Source organism: Streptomyces sp. NPDC059002, from assembly GCF_042740435.1.
GTDB lineage: Bacteria > Actinomycetota > Actinomycetes > Streptomycetales > Streptomycetaceae > Streptomyces.
The window spans coordinates 115,447-137,467 of record NZ_JBHYJI010000020.1; the positions used below are offsets into that span (position 1 = coordinate 115,447).

The window sequence follows — 22,021 nt, forward strand, 5'->3', positions numbered from 1 at the left end:
GCCCTTGCGGCCCGCCCGCGCGTCCCTGCGCTGGAAGATCGCGGCACTGGCCGCCGCCACGGCCCTGCTGGTCGTGGCGGCGGTCGGCGTACTGGTGCATGTGTGGACCGCGGGCGACATCCGTGACCGGGCGCGGGCCCGGGCCTTCAACTCGCTCTACTCGGCCATGGACGTCCACCGGCGCACCGGAACGCTGGCCGACGGCGCCGAGCTCGACCCGCCCGACCTGCCCGCGGAGCTGCGGCACCCGGCCGACGGCGAGCGGCACACGGCGTACGACGAGCGCGTCGACGGGAACATCGGGCCGAGCGTCTGGGCCGCCCAGCGGACCGGCGGCCCGGGCAGCCCGGTGCTCGCCCTCCAGGTCAACATGGGCCCCGAGCTGCACACGCTGCGCCGCCTCGACATGGTCATGGTGCTGGCCTCGCTGGCCGCGCTCGCGGCGGCCGTGCCGCTCGCGGTGTACGGGGCCGGGCTGCTCGCCCGCAGACTGCGCCGCGTCTCCGAGACCGCCGTCCGGATCTCCGCCGGGGACCTCGACGCCAGGACCGGGCCCACCAAGGGCGGCGACGAGGTGGCCGACATCGCCGCCACCGTCGACCGCATGGCCGACCACCTAGGCCAACGCCTGCGCACCGAGCGGCAGTTCACCGCGGACGTCGCCCACGAGCTGCGGACCCCGGTCGGCGGTCTCCTCGCCGCCGCCGATCTGCTGCCGCCCGGCGAGACCGAGGATCTGCTCCGGGCCCGGGTGCGCGACCTGCGCGGCCTGGTCGAGGATCTCCTGGAGATCTCCCGACTGGACGCGGGGGCCGAACTGCCCGTGCGCGCCCGGGTGCCGCTCGGCGCGGTCGTCGCGGAGGCCGTGGCGCGCACCGGCCTCGACACCGAGGTCGTCGGAGCGGAGACCGGGAGCGTGGAGACCGACCCGCGCCGCCTGGAGCGGATCGTCGGCAATCTCGTCGTCAACGCCCACCGGCACGGCGGCACCCCGGTGCGGGTCACCGTCGAGGGCCGCACCGTCGTCGTGCGCGACCACGGCCCCGGCTTCCCGCCCGACCTGCTGCTGCACGGTCCGCGCCGCTTCCACACCGGGGCGAAGGAACGCGGCACCGGCCACGGCCTCGGCCTGACCATCGCCCTGGGCCAGGCCCGGCTGCTCGGGGCCGAACTGCGCCTGGACAACGCCCCGGACGGCGGCGCGGTCGCCACGCTGCGCCTGCCCGCCTGACCGCTGCCCGGGCCGGCCTCCTGCCGCACCGGCCTCCTACCGAACCGGCCTCCTACCGAACCGATACGAAGCGACGCGGTCGCCGATACACGGCGGCCCAGGCCCCGATACGTCCTGCGGACACCCTTCGAAGTGCCCTGTCCCGCACCCGAAGAGGAGCCGCCCGTGACCGCCGACCCCCTTGCCCCGTACGCACCACGCCCCACTGCCGGGATCGCGGCCGCCACCACCGAGCTCTCGAAGGTCTACGGCAGCGGCGACACCCAGGTCGTCGCCCTCGACCGGGTCAGCATCGGCTTCCGTGAGGGCGAGTTCACCGCGATCATGGGCCCGTCCGGCTGCGGGAAGTCCACCCTGATGCACTGTGCCGCCGGGCTCGACGCGCCGAGCTCGGGCTCCGTGCGCATCGGCACCACCGAGCTGAGCACGCTGGGCGACCGGCAGCTCACCCAGCTGCGCCGCGACCGGATCGGCTTCATCTTCCAGGCGTTCAACCTGCTGCCGACGCTGACCGCCCTGGAGAACATCACGCTGCCGCTGACCATCGCGGGGCGCCGCCCCGACCGGGAGTGGCTGGAGCGCGTGGTCGCCATGGTCGGCCTCTCCGAGCGCCTCGGCCACCGGCCCGCGCAGCTCTCCGGCGGGCAGCAGCAGCGCGTCGCGGTGGCCCGCGCCCTGGCGTCGCGGCCCGCGATCGTCTTCGGCGACGAACCCACCGGCAATCTCGACTCGCGGGCCGGCAGCGAGGTCCTCGGGTTCCTGCGCGCATCGGTGCGGGACCTCGGCCAGACCGTGGTGATGGTCACCCACGACCCGGTCGCGGCGGCCTACGCGGACCGTGTGGTGTTCCTGGCGGACGGCCGGATCGTGGACGAGACCCGTGAACCGACGGCGGACTCGGTCCTCGACCGCATGAAGCGCCTCGACCCCAGGGCCCGGTGAACAGAGCCATGTTCCGCACCGCCCTGCGCAACCTCCTCGCGCACAAGGCCCGTCAGGCGATGACCGCCCTCGCCGTCTGTCTGGGCGTCGCCTTCGCCTCCGGCACCCTGGTCTTCGCCGACTCCACCGCCGCGGCCCAGTGCGCCGCCGCCTCCAGGAACTTCGCCGACATCGCGGTCAGCGTGACCGCGAAGGACGCCCCGTCAGGGCCGCCCGCCGACGCACGGAACGGCGTGCTCGACGACATGCTCGTACGGAAACTCGCCGCCGTGCCCGGTGTCGCCGCCGTACGTCCCTCGGCCGAAGGCTCGGCCGCCCTGAACGCATCGGACGGCACCCCGCTGCGGGTCAGGGCGGGCGCGAACCCCGCCGGGTCCTACGTGCCGGGCAAGGACGGCAAGGACAGCCGCTACCCGCTCGCCAAGGGCCACGCCCCGAGGAACAGCGGCGAAGTCGCCGTCGACAGCGGCACCGCATCGGCCGGCCGCCTCCGCATCGGCGACCCGGTCCGCCTCGCCACCGACGGTCCCGTCATGACCAAGCGTCTCGTCGGCATCGTCACCACCGACGACACCCGGGTGACCGCGGGCGGCACCCTCGCCCTGTTCGACCGGGCGACCGCCCAGAAGCTGTTCGCGTCCCCGGGCCACTACACCGGCATCGATCTGACCGCCGCACCCGGCACCGCACCCGCCGAACTCGCCCTCCGCGTCACCGAGATGCTCCCGGCCGACCGGGCCGAAGCCACCACCGGCACCGCACAGGCCGAGCAGCAGGCGATCCTCGTGTCCACGCTGACCAGGGGGTACGAGAAGCTGCCGATGGTGTTCGCGGGGGTGGCGCTCTTCATCGGTTCGTTCCTGATCGTCAACACCTTCACGATGCTCGTGGCGCGGCGCACCCGGGAGATCGCGCTGCTGCGGGCGATCGGTGCCTCGCGCCGACAGGTGGCGCGCTCCGTCCTCCTGGAGGCGGCCCTGGTCGGCCTCGTCGCGTCGGCGGCCGGTTTCCTGCTCGGCCTCGGCATCGCCGCCGTACTGCCCGAGGTCCTGAGCACCGGTGGGAACCCGCTGCCCCAGGGCCCCTTGGTGATCGGCCCGCGCTCCGTCGTGGCGGCGCTCGGTGTCGGCGTCGGCGTCACCGTGCTCGCCGCGTGGCTGCCCGCACGCAGGGCGGCGAAGGTCGCGCCCGTCGAGGCGCTGCGTACGGCCGAACAACCCCCGTCCTCCCCTCGGTCGCGGCTCCGCGGCATGCTGGGCGTCGTTCTCCTGGCGCTCGGCGCAGGCCGGCTGATCTCGCTCAGCGGCGCGCGGGACGCCTCGGAGGAGAACCTGCGGAGCGCGATGCTCGGTTGTGCCGTCCTCGTGGTCTCCCTGATCGTCCTTGCGCCGCTGCTCGCGGGCCCCGTGATCCGGCTCGTCGGACGCCTCACCGGCCGCTTCGGGGCCGCGGGCCGACTTGCCAGGGAGAACGCGCTGCGCGATCCCCGGCGCACCGCGGCCACCGCCGCCACGCTGCTGGTCAGCACCGCGCTGGTCACGGGGCTCGCCGTCATCGGCCACTCCAGTGGGCAGGCACTCGACCGGCAGGCCGCGGCCGGGCTCGGTGCCGACTACGTGATCGGCACGCGCTCCACCACGACCGGGATCGACCCCGGCGCGGTGCGCCGGGTGGCCGACACCTCCGGGGTGCGGACCGCGACCGCCGTCACGGACTCCAGCGTGTTCGTCGGTGGTGGTGTCAGGGAGATCTCCGGAGTCGACCCCGCCGCCGTGCACGACGTCATGAACCTCGACTTCGTCAGTGGCTCCGCCGAGGATCTCGGCCCCGGCCGGATCGCCGTCTCGCGCACGGTCGCTCAGGAGAACGGCGTGAGCACGGGCGACCGGCTCGACGCCGCGATCGGCCGGAGCAAGGAGCCCACCTCGTACACCGTCGTGGGCGTCTACCAGGACAACCCCGTCGCCCACGACGTGCTGGGCGCCCGCGCCGACGTACAGCGGGACAGCTTCCTGCGCGGCTCCGTCCAGCGCGTCCTCGTCCGCACCGACGACGGCGTGACCTCGCAGGGCATCGAGGATCAGCTGCGCACCGCCGTGGGCGACAGCCCGCTGCTCACGGTGCGGGACCGGGAGCGGCTCGTCGACGAGGCGGCGGGCACCATGGGCGACCTGCTGACGGTGATGTACGGGATGCTCGCCATCGGCGCCGTGATCGGCGCGCTCGGCATCGTGAACACGTTGGCCATGTCGGTCGCCGAACGCACCCGTGAGATCGGCGCGCTGCGCGCCATCGGCATGGACCGTGCGGACGTACGGCGGATGATCAGGATCGAAGCGGTGGGCGTCGCGGCGTTCGGCACCCTCCTCGGCCTTGCGGGCGGCCTGTTCGGCGCCTGGGCGGTCGGCTCGCTGGCCAGCGGCGCGATCGAGCAGTACTCCCTGGTGCTTCCCTGGGACACGCTGCTCCTGATGTGCCTGTCCTCCCTGGTGATCGGCGCGGTCGCGGCGGTGGTCCCGGCCCGCAGGGCGGCGGGCCTGAGTCCCCTGGAGGCCGCCAAGGAGGCATGACGCACGGTCAGTTCCGCACCCGCCCCGTGCTCTCCCGCTCGATGAGCCGCGGCAACGGCACCTGCACCGTCGCCCCGGGCCCGTCGTCGAGCAGGGCGAGCAGCTCACGGGCCGCGGCCCTGCCGAAGGCCACCGTGTCCCGGGAGAGCGCGGTCAGCCACGGGTGGACCATGCGGCACAGCGCCGAGTCCTCCCAGGCGACGACGGAGAGGTCGTCGGGGACCGTGAAGCCGAGGGAAGTCGCGGCGGCGACCCCGGCGACGGCCATCACGTCGTTGTCGTAGACGAGGGCCGTCGGCGGCTCGGCGGATTCAAGGACCCGCCGGGTCGCCGCGGCGCCCTCCGCGTCGGAGTAGTCCGTCGTCACCGAACGCACCCCGGACAGGCCGCGGCCCGCCGCCTCGGCGTGCAGGGTGCGGATGCGCCGCTCGGTGTGCGCGAGCCCTTCGAGGCCCGCGACGTGCACGATGCGGCGGTGGCCGAGTGCGTACAGATGACCCACGACCGACGCCATCGCGCCCGCGTCGTCCGCCCACACCGTCGAGAGCCCCGGATGCCCGGCCTCCGGGTCGGGCACACCGCCCGTCACGACCGCGGGAAGACCCAGCTCGTCGAGGAGTCCGGGACGGGGGTCGTCGGTGCGCGGATCGACGACGAGCACGCCGTCCACGCGGTGCTCCGCCCACCAGCGGCGGTAGACCGCGCACTCGGCGGCCACGTCCTCGACGACCTGGAAGAGCAGCCCCAAGTGCCGCTCCGCGAGGACCTCCTGGATGCCCGAGATCAGCTGCAGGAAGAACGAGTCGACGCCCAGCGTCGCCGCCGGGCGCGCCACCACGAGGCCCACCGTCGCCGAACCCTCGCCGGACAGGGCGCGCGCCGCCGTGCTCGGCCGCCAGCCGAGCTGCTCCGCGACCCTGCGCACCCGGTCGCGGGTGAGGTCGGAGACCCCGGGCCGGTCGTTGAGCGCGAAGGAGACCGCGCTCTCGGAGACCCCGGCGCGGCGCGCGATGTCCTTCATGGTCGGCCGGCGTGCCGGTGACCGCTTGCCTTGCACCCGTTGCCCCTTTCCCGACGCCGGCGTGCTCGTGACGCCCCGCGTACTAATGCGCTTGAGCGGTCCGACCCTAAAGCGCATTAGTGGTTCGCCGCAAGACTCTCAACACACCCTTCTGACCTGGTGAGTTGTCGACCCGATCGCGTGATCTCCGATATCTGGACACCGATCCGGCGGCCGGAATCCATTGACAATTATCGGCAGTTGGATGCAGGGTCTGCCTCGGCGAGGACTGCCCGGCTCGGACGGCCGCAGTCACCGCCGTCTCACGCTGGGCCGAGCAAAGGAGCCGTTTCACCGTGCGTATCTCCCGTATCCCCCGCAGAGCGGTCGCCGCGGGCGCCGTCCTTGCCGTCCTGCTGCCACTGAGTGCCTGTGGTGACGGGGACGATGGCGGCTCCACGGACGCGTCGGGGAAGATCGAAGGCAAGATCACCTTCCAGACCTGGAACCTGAAGGCCAACTTCAAGCCCTACTTCGAGGGCCTCGTCGACGAGTTCGAGGAGAAGTACCCGGGCACGAAGGTGCACTGGGTCGACCAGCCCGGCGAGGGCTACGCCGACAAGATCAGCGCCGATGCCGCCGCCGGCACGCTCCCCGACGTCGTGAACGTCTCGCCCGACCTGGTCGCCCCGCTCGCCAAGGCGGGCCTCGCCATGGACCTGGGCAAGGCGGCGGGGAAGTACGAGAAGGAGTACCTGCCCGGGGCCTGGAAGAGCCACCAGATACCGGGGATGGACGGGACGTACGCCTTCCCCTGGTATCTGAACACCGGGCCGCTCTTCTACAACAAGCGCCTCTTCAAGGACGCGGGCCTCGACGCGGACAAGCCCCCGAAGACGTACGACCAGCTCTTCGACGACGCCCGTGAACTGGCGGAGAAGAGCGACGGCAAGGTCGCCACGCTCGCCAACGTCCCCACCATCGAGGACTTCGGCCGCTACGGCGTACCGCTGATGAACAAGGAAGGCACCGGCTTCACCTTCAACGACGCCAAGGGCGTCGAACTCCTCACCAAGTACAAGAAGTTGTACGACGCCAAGGCGCTCGACGGGCAGGCGCTGACCGCGACCCCGGAGTCGACGGGCAAGAAGTTCCTCACCGAGGCCGTGGCGATGAACCCGGGCAGCGCGCTCGACCTGGAGAAGTTCAAGAAGGACGCGCCGACGCTCTACAAGAACATCGGCATCACCCCGCAGATCAGCAGCACCGGCAAGGACAACATGTATGTGATGGGCGTGATGGTGAACGCCCGCACCAAGCAGACCCCGGCCGCCGTCGCCTTCGCGCACTTCGTCACCGACGCCCAGCACCAGATGGAGTTCGCCAAGAAGGTCGCGATCTTCCCCAGCACCCAGGGATCCCTGGACGACCCGTACTTCACCCAGCAGGACGGCAAGGAGGAGACCCGGGTCCGCGTCGCCGCCGCCAAGTCCATCAAGACCGCGGTGAACTACACGCCCGTGCTCTTCAGCGAGCAGATGAAGGTAGAGCTGCGCAACGCCGTCGCCCGTGCGCTGCAGGGCAAGGAGAGCCCCGAGGAAGCGCTCGACAACGCTGTCAAGAACTGTGACCGGCTGCTGAAGCAGAGCTGAGCGCGGGCGCCGTGCCGAGCCATGACCAGGGAACGCCAGCCATGAAGAGTCCCACCGCCGCCAAGGCGACATCGTCCGACATCAGCACCGCGGGCCCCGCCCTGAAGGATCTGCCCGGCGCCCACCGCGGTGCGCGAGGCACCCGCATCCGGCGTCAACTGCCCACGAGCCCCTGGCTGTTCGCCGCCCCCGGGCTCGCCGTCGTCGCCGTCTTCATCCTCTATCCGTTCATCAGCACGCTCAACAACGCCTTCACGGACAAGCGGACGCTGATCCCCGGCGAGTACGTGGGCCTCGCCAATTTCCGTGAGCTGCTGCACGACGACATGTTCTGGATCGGCCTTCGCAACAGCACGCTGTACGTCATCGTGGTCGTCCCCGCGCTGGTCCTGCTGCCCCTCCTGCTCGCGATGCTCGTCCAGAAGCACATCCCCGGCATCACCTTCTTCCGGTCCGCCTTCTACACCCCGGTCGTCGCCTCCATCGTCGTCGTCGGCCTGATCTGGGTGTGGATGCTCGACGAACGCGGCCTGGTCAACGCGGTGCTGGAGGCGGTCGGCGTCGGCAAGGTCGGCTTCCTCAGCGACCAGTGGCTGCTCCTGTTCAGCGCCATGGCCGTCACGGTCTGGAAGGGCCTCGGCTACTACATGATCATTTACCTCGCGGCGCTCGCCAACGTGCCGCGCGAACTCCACGAGGCGGCCGCGGTCGACGGCGCGGGGGCGGTACGCCGCTTCCTCTCCGTCACCGTGCCCGCCGTGCGCTCCACCATGGTCCTGGTCGGCGCGCTCTCCTCGGTCGCCGCGTTCAAGGTGTTCTCCGAGGTCTATCTGATGGCGGGCCCCACCGGCGGCCCCGCGGGCGAGGACACCACGCTCGTGATGCTGGTGCAGCGCGTCGGCACCGGCCTCACCGGCCGGGTCGGCTACGCATCGGCGATCTCCGTCGTCGTCTTCGTCGTCACCGTCGCGCTGATGCTGCTCGTGCTGCGGGCGGACCGGAAGGAGGACGCGTGAGCCTCACCAAGAGCGATGCCCGTCCCGAGGCTGTCGCGCGCCCGAAGCCCCGCCGCGCCCGGTTCACCGACGAGAACGGCCGCCGGATGCCCGTGTGGGAGATCGTCCTGCGCTACGGACTCCTGCTCGCCGTACTGGCGTTGATGATCGGCCCGTTCCTGTGGCAGCTGTCCACGTCCCTGAAGGGCCCGCACGAGAACATCTTCAGCTCCCCGCCGAAGTTCCTGCCCTCCGACCCGACCCTCCACAACTACGAGCGGGTCGCCGACACCATCCCCGTCTGGGACTACGCGCTCAACTCCCTGAAGGTGGCCACCGCCAACGTCGTCACCAACTGCGTGGGCGCGACGCTCGCCGGATACGCCCTGGCCCGGCTGCGCTACCGCGGCCGCAAGGCGGCCACGATCGTCTTCATCCTGGCCATGCTGGTGCCCGTCGAGGGCATCATCATCGCCCAGTTCACCACCATGCGTGAGCTCGGCCTCAACAACACCCTCATCGGTGTCCTGCTGCCGGGCTGCGTCTCCGCGCTCAACGTCCTGCTGATGCGCAACGCCTTCCTGAACGTGCCCTACGAGATCGAGGAAGCCGCGTTCGTCGACGGCGCGAACGTCTGGCAGCGGTTCCTGCGCATCGCCCTTCCCGCGGTCAAGGGCACCCTCGCGGTCGTCGCGATCTTCGCCTTCATGGGCGCCTGGGACGACTTCCTGTGGCCCCTGATCGTGCTCAGCGACCCGGACCGCTTCACGCTGACCATCGGCCTGAACTATCTGCACGGCACCTTCGCCAACGACGAGCGGCTCGTCGCCGCGGGCACGGTGATCGCCGTGCTGCCGCTGATCGTCCTCTTCGCCTGCCTCCAGCGGTACTTCTTCCGCGGTGTCGGCGAGGGCGCGGTCAAGGGCTGAGCGGCGCGCTCCTCGCACCCCCAGAACCAGAACCAGGATCCGCATGCCTACTGATGTGCGCTTCGGCGCCAACTACACGCCAAGCCAAGGGTGGTTCCACCACTGGCTCGACTTCGACATCGACGCGGTGCGGACCGACCTCGACGGGCTCGCCGCACTCGGCCTCGACCACATCCGGGTCTTCCCGATCTGGCCGTACTTCCAGCCCAACCGCACCCTGATCCGCCCGCGCGCCGTCGAGCAGCTGGTCGCGCTCGCCGACGCCGCCGCCGAACGCGGACTCGACGTCAACGTCGACGGTCTGCAGGGACACCTGTCCAGCTTCGACTTCCTGCCCGCGTGGACGCAGACCTGGCACCGGCGGAACATCTTCACCGACCCCGACGTGGTGGCCGGGCAGACGGCGTACCTGCGCACCCTGGCCGCGGCCCTCGCCGACCGGCCCAACTTCATCGGCATGACCATCGGCAACGAGATCAACCAGTTCTCCGCGGGCCCGCACCCCGACCCCGACCGCATCACCCCGGAGCAGGCGGACGCCTGGCTGCGCACCGTCCTCGCCGCCTGCGAGGAGGGCGCCCCCGGCAAGCTCCACCTGCACGCCGAGTACGACGCCGCCTGGTACCAGGACGACCAGCCCTTCACCCCGGCACAGGCCGCACGCCTCGGCGGCGCGACCGCCGTGCACTCCTGGGTGTTCAACGGCACGGCCCAGCGGCACGGGCGCACCTCCGCGGCGACCCGCGGGCACGCGGCGTACATGATCGAGCTCTCCAAGGCCTGGGCACTCGACCCCCGCCGCCCCGTCTGGCTCCAGGAAGTCGGCGCGCCCGCACCGCTCATCCCCGCCGAGCACGCCGCGGAGTTCACCGAGGACACGATCGCCGCCGCGCTCGACTGCCAGGACGTGTGGGGCGTGACGTGGTGGTGCTCCCACGACGTCTCGCGCGACCTCGCGGATTTTCCCGAACTGGAGTACAGCCTCGGCCTGTTGACCAATGACGGCAAGGTCAAGCCCGCGGGGGCGACGGTCGCTCGCCTCGCGGAGGAGTGGCGGGGAAGGCCCTGCGCACCCGCGCCGCGGACGACCGCGCTGGTCGTGGACGGGGCGGATGCGCGGCGCTCCGAGTGCGGGCCCGGGGGAGCGGTCTTCGAGGCGTACGCGCGGCTCGTGGCGGACGGGGTGCGCCCCGCGGTGGTCCTCGCCGGACGGGCGGGGGACGTGGAGCATCTCGCCGCGCGGGGCATCACGGAGGTCGTGCGGCCGGGGGAGGTCGGCTAGGCAGAGACACTTCCGCTTCCCCCATCCCGCCCCTTCCCGAAACTGGGGCTCCGCCCCAGACCCCGCTCCTCAAACGCCGGAGGGGCTGAATTTTCAGCCCGTCCGGCGTCTGAGGACGAACTCGGCGGAGCCGGAAGTCTCGGAAAGGGGCGGGATGGGGGAAAGAGAACCAGCCCCACCCCCGCCCTCACCGACCCGCACTGAAGACCCCCTGGGAGACCCCTCATGCATGACGACCGCAGCCTCGTCGAAGCCCGTCTCAAGCGCGTACTGGACGAGCGGATCAGGCCCGCCGTGTACCCCGCCTCCGTGCCGCTCGACGTCGCCGTGTGGAACGCCCCTGACGAACCCGTCCCGGTGGCCGACGGAATCGCCGCCGACCCCTCCCCGACCGCCGTCGGGGAGAAGTGGGGTGCGCCCTGGGGCACCAGCTGGTTCCGCGTGACGGGGACCGTGCCGAAGGAGTGGGCGGGGAGGACCGTCGAGGCGATTCTCGATCTCGGCTTCGACGAGAACATGCCCGGCTTCCAGTGCGAGGGCCTCGTCTACCGCCCCGACGGCACCCCGGTGAAGGGCCTGAACCCGCGCAACCAGTGGGTGCGGATAGCGGCCCCGGCGGAGGGCGGCGAGGAGGTGCGGCTGCATGTGGAGGCCGCGTCCAACCCGGTCATCCTCGACTACCACCCTTTCCTGCCCACGCAGTTGGGCGACAAGGAGACCGCGGGCAGCGAGCCGCAGTACCGGCTGGAGCGGATGGATCTCGCCGTCTTCGACGAGACGGTGTGGCAGCTCGTCATCGACCTCGAAGTGCTCGGCGAGCTGATGGCGGAGCTGCCCGTGGACTCCGGGCGGCGATACGACATCGTGCGCGCGGTCGGCCGCGCGCTCGACGCCGTCGACCTGCAGGACGTGAACGGCTCGGCGGCCGCCGCGAGGGCGGAGCTGGAAGGGGTGCTCAGTACCCCCGCCGAGCCCTCCGCGCACCGCATCAGCGCGGTCGGCCACGCGCACATCGACTCCGCGTGGCTGTGGCCGCTGCGGGAGACGGTGCGGAAGGTGGCGCGTACGACCTCCAACATGACCGCGCTGATCGAGGACGAGCCGGACTTCGTGTTCGCCATGTCGCAGGCGCAGCAGTGGGCGTGGGTCAAGGAGCACCGCCCCGAGGTGTGGGCGAAGGTCAAGAAGGCGGTCGCGGAAGGGCGGTTCGTGCCCGCGGGCGGCATGTGGGTCGAGTCGGACACGAACATGCCGGGTTCGGAGGCGATGGCCCGTCAGTTCGTGCACGGCAAGCGGTTCTTCCTCGACGAGTTCGGCGTGGAGAACGACGAGGCGTGGCTGCCCGACACCTTCGGCTTCGCCGCGGGCCTGCCGCAGATCATCAAGGCGGCGGGCGCCAAGTGGCTGCTCACGCAGAAGATCTCGTGGTCCCAGACCAACCGCTTCCCGCACCACACCTTCAACTGGGAGGGCATCGACGGGACGCGCATCTTCACGCACTTCCCGCCCGTCGACACGTACAACTGCTCCATGAAGGGCAGCGAGATCGCCCACGCGGCGAAGAACTTCAAGGACAAGGGCGTCGCCCGGCACTCCCTCGCGCCCACCGGCTGGGGCGACGGGGGCGGCGGCACCACCCGCGAGATGATCGCGAAGGCCGCGCGCCTGAAGGACCTCGAAGGCTCGGCGACCGTCCGCTGGGAGACGCCGGAGCAGTTCTTCGAGAAGGCCGAGGCCGAGTACCCGAATCCGCCGGTCTGGGTCGGCGAGCTCTATCTGGAGCTGCACCGCGCCACGCTCACCAGCCAGGCGGGCACCAAGCAGGGCAACCGGCGCAGCGAGCATCTGCTGCGCGAGGCGGAGCTGTGGGCCGCGACGGCCGCCGTGCGCAGCGCCGAATTCGCGTACCCCTACGAGCAGTTGGACCGGATCTGGAAGACGGTCCTCCTCCACCAGTTCCACGACATCCTGCCGGGCTCGTCGATCGCCTGGGTGCACCGCGAGGCCCGCGCGACCTACGCGGCGCTGGCCCAGGAGCTGACCGGGATCATCGACAAGGCACAGCGCGCCCTGGCCGGTGAGGGCACGGGCGCGCTCGTCTTCAACTCCACGCCGCACACCCGCGAGGGCGTGCCCGCGGGCGGGGCGGCGGCCGCGTCCGTCGAGGGCCAGTCCGCGATCGCCGCGCGTGCCGACGGCGGCTTCGTCCTCGACAACGGCCTGCTGCGGGTGGAGATCGACGCGCGCGGCCTGGTCGTATCGGCGTACGACCTGGTGGCCGACCGCGAGACGGTCGCGCCGGGCCGGGCGGCGAACCTGCCGCAGCTGCACGCCGACTTCCCGAACATGTGGGACGCGTGGGACGTCGACGAGTTCTACCGCAACACCGTCACCGATCTCGCCGACGCGGACGAGGTCGCGCCGGGCGACGGCGCATCGGTCCGTGTCGTACGCACCTTCGGCGCCTCGCGCCTGACCCAGGTGCTCTCCCTGGAGCCCGGCGCCCAGCGGCTCGACATCGACACCGAGGTCGACTGGCACGAGACGGAGAAGTTCCTGAAGCTGGCGTTCCCACTGGACATCCACGCCGAGCGGTACGCGTCCGAGACCCAGTTCGGCCACTTCTACCGCGCCACGCACACCAACACGAGCTGGGAGGCCGCCAAGTTCGAGGCGTGCAACCACCGCTTCGTGCACCTGGAGGAGCCGGGCTGGGGCGTCGCCCTGGTCAATGACTCGACGTACGGCCATGACGTGACCCGCACGGTCCGCGCCGAGGACTCCGGCACGACCACCACGGTCCGCGTCTCCCTGCTGCGCGCCCCGCGCTTCCCCGACCCCGAGACCGACCAGGGCGTGCACCGCTTCCGGCACGCCCTGGTGCCGGGCGCGGCGATCGGCGACGCGGTGCGCGAGGGCTACCGCATCAACCTGCCGGAGCGCCGGGTGACCGGCGGCTCGGCGGTCGCGCCGCTGGTCACCGTCGACAACGACGCCGTGGTCGTCACGGCGGTCAAGCTCGCCGACGACGGCAGCGGCGATGTGGTCGTCCGCTTCCACGAGTCGCGCGGCGGGCGCGCGAAGGCCACGCTGACGGCGGGCTTCGCGGTGGGCTCGCTCGCGGTGACCGACCTCCTGGAACGCCCACTGGCCGACGCCGCGACGCCGGAACTCGCGGACGGCGCGGTGGCGTTGACGCTGCGGCCGTTCGAGCTGGTGACGCTGCGGTTCAGCCGCGGCTGAGGCGGGGCCGAACTGACCTTGAGTGCGGGGCACTTGTGCCCCGCCCTTGGGGGTCTAAGCGGCCTTGTGGAAGTTCGCTGCGGTTCGGGTGCGCCCCCGAAGGGGCGCGGGGAACTGCGCGACCAGCCACGGCGCACCCGCAGATGTGGACCGCATTTCCCGCGGAGCGCTTAGCGGCCTTGGAGGGCCCAGTCGCGGGCGGCCGCGAGGCGGCGTTCGAGCTCGTCGGGCGACGTGAGTCGGCCGCTGCGGGTCTGTACCTGACCCGTCTCCACGGTCGCGAGGTCCTCCTCGAATTCCCCGGTGTCCCACAGGACCAGCTGGGCCATGAAGCTCTCGCCGTCGAGGACCCAGCTCACCGACCGCGGGGCGCGCCCGGCAAGAGAGAACTCGACCTCCGAAACCGCTGTCAAGTCGGTCCCGTCGCCGACCTCTTGACGTATCCACTCCTGGGCCCGTTCCAGCAGTGCGGCGCCTGGGGACATCTCCACCCTCACGATTTCGCGGGCCCCGCCGGACATCACTCCGACGGGGCCCCGGCACAACCTATCCGCACGAAGGCGTGGCGCTCGCTGGGATTGCGTACGCGGCCGCAAGGCTCTTGTCGAAGATGACGAGCAGGCCATCAGGCATGTACGTGAATCCCTCGCCATCGGCCTCGCCGAGTGCGACTACGAGACTCGAATCGTCGGCGAACCTGAAGTGGTAGGACCAAGGCATCTCAGGGCATCCCTCGTTGGGAATGTGCCAAGCGATGTCGATGCTCACGATCGGCACACCCAGGAGCCGCTCCCAATCGGCGTGGTCGGTCACATCGACGGGATCTCCGGGAAGGGCTTCGCTCGCTTCTCCAGGACTCCTGAACGCAATCGCCATGCCTTCGTTGAGGCCATCCATCGCCCAGGACAGAACCAGCGTGGCCCCGCTCTCCAGGCCCAGCTCAACTGCCATGTCGACTTCGTGGGCACGGTCTTGCCTATGCCCTTCGGGCCAGCCCTGCCCCTGCATCGCCACGTAGCGAACCGTTCTCACGGCCTCGCCCGCGACGGTCTTCCTGAGTTCGGCGAGCTCGGCGCCGTTGTGGGCCTGGGCGGCCCACGGGTTGATCACCAACATGTCTAATACCGCCCGAAGTACTGGAACTGGCCATTGGCGTCGAAGGTTGCCCCGATCCCGCGTCCACCGGCCGGGTCCGGCATGATGTACCGCGTCCCGCCGGGGAAGTTGCCCGTGGTGACGGGTGACGTGGTCGTCTTCGGGTTGGTCAGAATGTCGTCCAACAATTCCTGACCCGCGGATTTCAGCTGCTTTCCCGGAACCTTGGGAAGATCCCCACGGTTCATATGCTTCTGATATTCGCGTGCCGCATGCGTCGTCTTCCCCTTGGCCGGACGCGTTCCGCTCTTCGAGAGAGCATCAAAATCGGGGCATCCGCCGGAATTATGAACCAGGACCGGTGTGGACCCGGCCAGGACATAGTACGTGTGCAGATCGGCGACCGTCAGGTTGTAGACGCGCTGCTGGGGTGCGGTCCAGGTGTCGGTGGCGGTGATCTGCGGCGTGGTCCCGTCGTCGCCACGGAGACGCATCCCGGGCTTGAGCTGCGCGGCCTCGGTCCAAGCGCCGCTGCCGTCCGTGGTCCAGAAGGGATGTTTGTCCGTGGCGACCACCCTGCCGCCCGAACTGCCGACCGTGATGCCTACGAGGTCCTTCTTGCCCTCGCCGACGATGGTCGCCCGGACAGGCTTGGCCTCGGTCCGGCCGGAGAGCGGGTCGGTGGCGAGCACCTGGTCACCGGTTCGAATGTCCTCAACCGCTTTGGTCCGGTGATTGGCCGTCAGAACGCGCGTGCCGGGCACGAAGCTGTTCTTCTTGCAGGGCTTCTGGCCCCTCTTCAGCCACTTCACCTTGAGGGCGTTGAGCGCGAGGCCCTTGAGGCACTTCACGGACTTCGTACGGGCACAGGCCTCGATCTCGTCCAGGCCGATGTACCAGGCGATCATCCGGTCCAGGGTGGTGCTCCTGACGCAGCCCATTCCGCCGGCGCCGTCGCCACCGCACACCAGGATGATTTCGCCGGGCTTGAGATCCTTGAGGTCTCCGTCTCCGAAGATTCCGCGCCGGTACTTGGAGAACCGCTTTTCCAGGGTTGCGCGGAGTTCGTCGTCCGACATCGGCTTGCTGGCTTCGCGGATCTCCTTCTTCATCTGGTCCTGCAGTTCGGCGACCAGCTTGTCCGATGCCGTGACCAGTGCCTCAGTCTCTGCCTTGGCCGCCGCGACAGAGTCTTGGTCGGCGGCTTCGGCGGAGAGCCCTGCCTGGTACGCGGACATATTCGCTTGAGCGGAGTAGCCGTAGGCGCGCGCCGCGGAGCGTTGGGCCTGCTGTGCGGAGCGGTCCGCTGCCCGAGCGTCCTGCTGGGCGGACGCGGCGGCACCGCGAGCCGTCTTGGCGGACTTGGCAGCCTGTACGGCGGACTTCTCCGCCCGGTCGGCGGCCTTGTCGGCGCGCTGGGAGTCCTTGGCCGCCTGCTCCGCGGACGTCTTGGCCGCGTTGGCCCACTTGACGGCTTCCTTCGCCTTGCCGCGGGCGTGTGCGGCGGCCTTCTGGGCCTCGGCGGCGTCCTTGTGCGCGAGCGCCGCCGACTTGTCGGCGCCCGCCAGGAGCGCGTCGATCTCGGCGATGTGCGCGGCGGCGTTGCCGTCGCGCTGCCGTGCTTTGTACTGCCCGTACTCGAGGAAGGACCGCAGCCCGGACGCCGGGCCGGACAGAGCCGCCTGCGTGGCCGCCTTCACTTCGGGTCCGCCCTTGGCCATGATCTGCGCGGCCGTGACGCGGTCGTCGGCTTCCTGGGCCTTGTACCGACCCGTTTCCAGGAACTCCTGGAGGTCGGCCGAGGTGCCGTCAAGTGCCTTGTTGGCAGCCTCCTTTACGCCCGGTCCGCCCTTGGACATGAGCTGCGCGACCGCGACCCGGTCGTCGGATTCCTTGCCCGGGTAGTCGCGGGTCCGCAGGAACTCCCTGACCTTGCCGATCGGCCGGCCGAGCGCGGCCACGGCAGCCTGCTGCTGGGCGGGCTTGTCGGAGGTGGCGGCGATGTGGGCCACGCTGGCGCGGTCGTCCTGCTCCAGTGCGAGACCCAGCCGGGTGTCCACGAACTCGACGACGCCGTCGTCGGTTCCTGTCAGCGCGGCCTCGGCTGTGGCGCGTACCCAGGTCCCACCGGTGGCGAGGAGGCTGACCGCCAGCTGCTTGCCCTTGGCCACCTTGACCTTGGGGTCCGTCGCCGCGGCGGCGTCCTTCCAGAGCGTCCGCGTCTCGTCGTCGAGCTGCTGGATCCGTCCCGCTTCCCATTCGGCGACCGCGATCTGGGAGTCCTCGGCCTTCTTGGCCTCCTCGGCCGCGAGGATGTGCTCCTCTTCCTGCTCGGCGAGACGATCGTCGTCGACCTTGCGGGCCAGCGTCACCACGGACTTGGCGCTGTCGACGGCCTTCTGTGTGTCGTCGGCGGCCTTGGTGGCGGCGTTCGCCGCATCGCCGGACGCCTTGGCGGCGTCCACCGCCTTGCCCGCTTCGGCGGCGGCCTTGTCCGCGGCCTTGGCCGCTGCCCTGGCGTGCTTCGCGGCCTCCCGTGCGGCGTCCCGCGAGCGGCGTGCGGCCGCTCCTGCCTGGTTGGCATTGGTCTGGGCGGCGTTGGCCGCCCGGGTGGCCTGGCCTGCGAGCCGCTTCGCCTGGGCCGCCGCGGCCTTCGCCTCGTTGGCCTTGCCGCCTGCCTGGCCCGCCCATTGGCCGGCCTCGACGGCCGCGGCCGCGGCGGCGGCCGCGTTGGCACCGGAGCGGGCTGCCGCACCGGCCGCCGCGGCGGCCTGGTCGGAGGCGATGCTGGCCTGATCGGCCGCGTCGGCCGCCTTCTCGGCGCCCTTCGCGACGTCCCGTGCCTTCTCCGCGGCCTTGCGTGCCGCCTTGGCCCGGGAGGCGTCGGTGGCCGCGGCCGCGGCGGCGGACTGTGCCGCTGAGGCCGCGCCGCCGGCCCGGCTGGCCGCGTAGGCCGCCTGCGCCGCGGCACCGGCCGCCATGCGGGCCGCCTTGTTGGCCGCCGCGGCGGCCGAGACCGCCGTGCGCGCCGACTGGGCCGCCCGGTTGGCCGCGCCCGCGGCGTCGCGTGCCGCCGCCGATGCCTTGTTGGCCGAGTGGGCGGTCTTCTTGGCCTCGGCGGCGGCGGTCTGCGCGGCCTTCTTGGCCCGGGCCGTGGCCTTCTCCGCCTTGGCGGACTCCTCCTTGGCCTCCTGGGTCAGCTTCTTGGCCCGCTTCTGGGCGTGGTCGGCGAGGTCGGCCAACTGGGAGACGGTGAGGACTTCCTGGTCGCGTGCGGACGCGACCTGCCAGCCGTCGTCGAGGAAGTCCTGGATGTCGTCGGCGGTGCCGTCCAGGGCCTGCTGGGCAGCCTTCTTCACATTCGGGCCGCCCGCGGTCATCAACTGCGAGACCTGGACTCGGTTGTCGTCCTCGTGCGGCTTGATCTGCCCCTGGTTGATGAACTTGAGCCAGTCGTCGGGCGTCCCGTCAAGCACCTTGTTGGCGGCGTCCTTGACGCCGGGACCGCCTGCGGCCATGATCTGCGCGACCTCGACGCGCAGGTCATGCTCCTGCACGGTCGGCAGCTGCTCGGCCATGAAGGCTTCGACGTCGTCGTCCGAGCCCAGCAGGGCGGCCTCCGCGGCCTGCCTGACTCCTGGTCCTCCTTCCGCCCATGCCGCCAGGACGTCGGATCTGTCGTACTTCAGCTGTGATTCGTCGGCGGCCGCGGCAGGACTGATGTCCATGCCGGCGACCAGCGTCAGGGCCGCGAGCGTGGTCACTGAGCCACGCCAGACCGGCGAGAATCTTGACCTGATGGCCAACTGCTTTCTCCTTTACCGCATTGATGGGCCGGACTTCCGTCACGTCCGGCCGGGGGAATCGAGGAAGCCGAGCAACGTGGAGAGCCGTCGCTCAGGGCAGGGCTACGGCGCGCCTACTCCGCACACCGGGCTTCCTTCCAGCGAAGGAACTCGTCCGGGCGGTTGGTGATCATGCCGTCGACACCCCATGACGTCGCGGCCTGCCAGTCGACGTCGCGGTCGACCGTCCAGACGAACGTCTCGACACCGGCAGTCCTGAGCCGCTCCACCGCGTCGGGCCGGGCCGCGAGTCCCTTGAAGCTCACCGCGTAGGCGCTGAGGGAGAACGCGCGGGCCGTCGCCACGGGGTCCGCGTCGAGCTTGGACCGGAGCAGCGCGACCTTGAACTTGTGCGGCGACGCGGCCGCGTACCGCACCACGTTCTCGTCGAAGGACTGCACCATCGTGCGGTCGGCCATCCCGGCTTCGGCGACGAGATCCAGCGCGCGGGCGACGCTCGCGGACGTCTGCGGACCCTTGATCTCAAGGAGCATCCGGGAGGACCGGACCTTGGGCGACGCCAGCACCTGCTCCAGAGTGGGAACGCGCCCGCCGCCCTTGACGGTCAGCTTCGCTATCTCGCCCGCTGTGAGCTGCTCGATGCGTCCCGTGCCGTCGGTCATCCTGTCCACGGTCTCGTCGTGCATGATGACCGGCAGGCCGTCCTTGGTGAACTGGACATCGGTCTCCACCCACTCCGCACCGCGGTCGATGGCCGCTTCCAGCGAGGCGACCGTGTTCTCCGGGGCGAGCCTGGGTGCGCCGCGGTGCCCGACGGTGACCGTGCGGGAACAGAAGGCGGGAGCGCCTTCCGTGGAGACGCGGATGTCGTCGATGGTCCCTGCGGCGTTCTCCTGCCAGCCGCCCTTGTAGAGGAGCCGGCCGATCTGGAGTCCGCCGTGGGCGCGCCAGGGCGTCGTGAACTTCACCGACTGCTGGAGCTTGCCGTCGACGGACAGGGACAGTGACTGCTTGGCCGCGTCGTACGAACCCGTGAGATGGGTCCACGTCCTGCTCTGCGCCACGCTCTTGCTCGTCGCGCGGACGATCTTGGTGTCGTCCGAGTCGGTGGCGTGCCGGTTGAAGATCCACTTGTCGTAGTACTTGGAGTAGTAGAGCTGGAAGCCGCTGGCGTGGTCGCCCGCCTGGGACAGGAACGTGTAGTTGTTGTCCTTGTTGTCGAGCTTGACCCAGGCGGAGACGGTGAACGACTTGGTGGTGTCCACCACAGGATCGGCCGTCGCCGCGTACGCCGTCGTCCCGTTGAGGTGCAGCGCGGTGCCGGTCTTCCCCGCGACGCCCAACTTGGCGCCGCCACCGGCCATGGTCGCGACCGGGCCGGCGCCCTTGCCTCCGCCGACGCGTGCGCTGCCCGCCTTCTCATCCAGGGGGAAGGCGGCCAACTCCTGCATATGCGCCGGGACATGGCCTTTGCGGAGGGCGGTGACATCGGCCGCTGTCGCCGCCGACTGCGCGACCTGGATGTCGTCGACGGTCGCGGCGGAATTCTCCTGCCAGGTGCTCTTGTAGAGGAGCCGGCCGATCTGGAGTCCGCCGTGGGCGCGCCAGGGCGTCGTGAACTTCACCGACTGCTGGAGCTTGCCGTCGACGGACAGGGACAGTGACTGCTTGGCCGCGTCGTACGAACCCGTGAGGTGGGTCCACACACCTGCCTTGGCGGTGTCCTTGCTCAGGGTGCGGACGATCTTCGTGTCGTCGGTGTCGGTGGCGTGCCGGTTGAACAGCCACTTGTCGAAGTACTTCGAGTAGTAGAGCTGGAAGCCGCTGGCGTGGTCGCCCGCCTGGGAGAGGAAGGTGTGGTTGCGGTCCTTGTTGTCGAGCTTGACCCAGGCGGAGACGGTGAACGACTTGGTGGTGTCCACCACCGGTCCGGCCGTCGCCGCGTACGCCGTCGTCCCGTTGAGATGCAGGGCGGTGCCGGACTTGCCGGTGGCACCCAGCTTGGCGCCGCCGCCCAGCCTCGCGGCGAACTCCTTGGGGGTCCCTCCCGACACACGCCGCGCACCCGCGGCCTCGTCCAGCGGGAAGCTCGCCTTGTCGACGAGTGCGGTGTCCTCGACGGCTGCGGACCGCAGGTCGGTTGCGGACCGCGGATCGGTTGCCGCCACGGCGTGGGGAGCCGATGCCCACAGGGTCGCCGCCAGCATCGCGGTCAGGGGCAGCGTCAATCTGCCACGCGGATTCATTCTTGGTCCTCACTTGCAAAGCAATCAAGCGCACGAGAAGGGGGGGCATGTGCGCAGCACGAATCGAGGCCCGGCCCGGCGTGTGTCCGCCGGGCCGGACCCGGTGCAGAGGCGACTCAGCGCCTGCTAAGCGCTCCGCGGGAAGTACGGTTCACATCTGCGGGTGCGTCGTGGCTGGTCGTGCCCACGCGGCGGAGCCGCATATCGACACAGCCCCGCGCCCCTTCGGGGCGCACCCGAACCGCACCGGACTTCCACAAGGCCGCTTAGTTCTTGACGCGGATGCCGTCATTGACGAGCTCGTCGGCACCGACGGCCCGGTCCCAGACGCGGACGTTGTCGATGGCTGCGGCGGCGTGCTCCTGCCACGTGCTCTTGTAGAAGAGTCGGCCGATCTGGAGTCCGCCCTGGGTGCGCCACGGTGTGGTGAAGGCGGTGGCTTCCTGGGGCTTGCCGTTGATGAACAGCTCGATCTTCTTGGTGTTGCTGTTGTAGACGCCGGTGAGGTGGGTCCACACGCCTGCCTTGGCGGTGTCCTTGCTCATGGCGCGGACGATCTTCGTGTCGTCGGTGTCGGTGGCGTGGCGGTTGAAGGTCCACTTGTCGTAGTACTTGGAGTAGTACAGCTGGAACCCGCTGGCGTGGTCGCCCGCCTGGGACAAGAAGGTGTAGTTGTTGTCCTTGTTGTTCAGCTTGACCCAGGCCGACACCGTGAACGACTTGGTGGTGTCGACCACCGGACCTGCCGTTGCGGCGTACGCCGTGGAGCCGTCGAGCTGCAGGGCGTTGCCGATCTTTCCGGCCGCGCCCAACGTGGCGCCTTCCCCGGTCACGGTCGCGACCGAGCCCGCGGTGGTGCCGCCACTGACGCGTGCGCTGCCCGCCTTCTCGTCCAGGGCGAAGGAACCCAACGCCTGGAGGTGCGAGGGAAGTTCACCCTTCTGCAGGGCGGTGACGTCGGCCGGAGTCGCCACCGACTGGACGACTCGGACGTCGTCGATCGTGGCGGGGGCGTGCTCCTGCCAGGTGC

General features: G+C 70.6%; 14 protein-coding genes. 8 read left to right on the plus strand and 6 right to left on the minus strand.

What is annotated here, in order from left to right:
- The first annotated feature begins 4 nt into the window (after positions 1–4).
- The 3 genes from ACFWZ2_RS20195 (at position 5) to ACFWZ2_RS20205 (ending at position 4,743) form a co-directional block, all read left to right on the plus strand.
- The gene (locus ACFWZ2_RS20195; RefSeq protein ID WP_384547468.1) at positions 5–1,231 is read left to right on the plus strand and encodes a sensor histidine kinase; all 1,227 of its coding nucleotides are present in this window, start codon (positions 5–7) and stop codon (positions 1,229–1,231) included.
- 165 nt (positions 1,232–1,396) lie between these two features.
- Complete coding sequence (locus ACFWZ2_RS20200; RefSeq protein ID WP_384547470.1) at positions 1,397–2,173, plus strand: ABC transporter ATP-binding protein; 777 nt, start codon at positions 1,397–1,399, stop codon at positions 2,171–2,173.
- A gap of 8 nt (positions 2,174–2,181) precedes the next feature.
- Positions 2,182–4,743 carry an ABC transporter permease gene (locus ACFWZ2_RS20205; protein WP_384547472.1) on the plus strand — a complete coding sequence of 854 codons (2,562 nt, stop codon included), beginning with the start codon at positions 2,182–2,184 and terminating at the stop codon, positions 4,741–4,743.
- A 7-nt stretch (positions 4,744–4,750) separates the two neighbouring features.
- On the opposite strand, the gene ACFWZ2_RS20210 is transcribed toward ACFWZ2_RS20205, so the two are convergent.
- Positions 4,751–5,764 (minus strand): LacI family DNA-binding transcriptional regulator, encoded by a 1,014-nt coding sequence (locus ACFWZ2_RS20210; RefSeq protein WP_384547474.1) that lies wholly within the window; start codon positions 5,762–5,764, stop codon positions 4,751–4,753.
- 335 nt (positions 5,765–6,099) lie between these two features.
- Here ACFWZ2_RS20210 and ACFWZ2_RS20215 point away from each other — a divergent pair, with 335 nt between their 5' ends.
- The 5 genes from ACFWZ2_RS20215 (at position 6,100) to ACFWZ2_RS20235 (ending at position 13,844) form a co-directional block, all read left to right on the plus strand.
- The gene (locus ACFWZ2_RS20215) at positions 6,100–7,395 is read left to right on the plus strand and encodes an ABC transporter substrate-binding protein (RefSeq protein WP_384547476.1); all 1,296 of its coding nucleotides are present in this window, start codon (positions 6,100–6,102) and stop codon (positions 7,393–7,395) included.
- Positions 7,396–7,436: 41 nt separating this feature from the next.
- The gene (locus ACFWZ2_RS20220) at positions 7,437–8,411 is read left to right on the plus strand and encodes a carbohydrate ABC transporter permease (protein WP_384547478.1); all 975 of its coding nucleotides are present in this window, start codon (positions 7,437–7,439) and stop codon (positions 8,409–8,411) included.
- Positions 8,412–8,497: 86 nt separating this feature from the next.
- On the plus strand, positions 8,498–9,319 hold the full coding sequence (locus ACFWZ2_RS20225; RefSeq protein WP_384547505.1) for a carbohydrate ABC transporter permease: 822 nt from the start codon (positions 8,498–8,500) through the stop codon (positions 9,317–9,319).
- A gap of 43 nt (positions 9,320–9,362) precedes the next feature.
- On the plus strand, positions 9,363–10,601 hold the full coding sequence (locus tag ACFWZ2_RS20230) for a glycosyl hydrolase (RefSeq protein WP_384547481.1): 1,239 nt from the start codon (positions 9,363–9,365) through the stop codon (positions 10,599–10,601).
- 225 nt (positions 10,602–10,826) lie between these two features.
- Positions 10,827–13,844: an alpha-mannosidase gene (locus ACFWZ2_RS20235; RefSeq protein WP_384547483.1), complete on the plus strand. Its 3,018-nt coding sequence runs from the start codon at positions 10,827–10,829 to the stop codon at positions 13,842–13,844.
- A 170-nt stretch (positions 13,845–14,014) separates the two neighbouring features.
- Here the strand turns inward: ACFWZ2_RS20235 and ACFWZ2_RS20240 are convergent, their stop codons facing one another.
- The 5 genes from ACFWZ2_RS20240 to ACFWZ2_RS20260 form a co-directional block, all read right to left on the minus strand.
- Positions 14,015–14,335, minus strand: coding sequence for a hypothetical protein (locus tag ACFWZ2_RS20240; protein ID WP_384547485.1), 321 nt, complete (start codon positions 14,333–14,335; stop codon positions 14,015–14,017).
- Positions 14,336–14,390: 55 nt separating this feature from the next.
- Positions 14,391–14,960, minus strand: coding sequence for a hypothetical protein (locus tag ACFWZ2_RS20245; RefSeq protein ID WP_384547487.1), 570 nt, complete (start codon positions 14,958–14,960; stop codon positions 14,391–14,393).
- Positions 14,961–14,962: 2 nt separating this feature from the next.
- Entirely contained in the window at positions 14,963–18,703 is a 3,741-nt protein-coding gene (locus tag ACFWZ2_RS20250; protein ID WP_384547489.1) for a polymorphic toxin-type HINT domain-containing protein, read from the minus strand.
- A 155-nt stretch (positions 18,704–18,858) separates the two neighbouring features.
- On the minus strand, positions 18,859–20,991 hold the full coding sequence (locus ACFWZ2_RS20255) for a glycerophosphodiester phosphodiesterase family protein (RefSeq protein ID WP_384547491.1): 2,133 nt from the start codon (positions 20,989–20,991) through the stop codon (positions 18,859–18,861).
- A gap of 266 nt (positions 20,992–21,257) precedes the next feature.
- A partial coding sequence (locus ACFWZ2_RS20260) for a LamG domain-containing protein (RefSeq protein ID WP_384547493.1) occupies positions 21,258–22,021 on the minus strand: 764 nt, incomplete at its 5' end.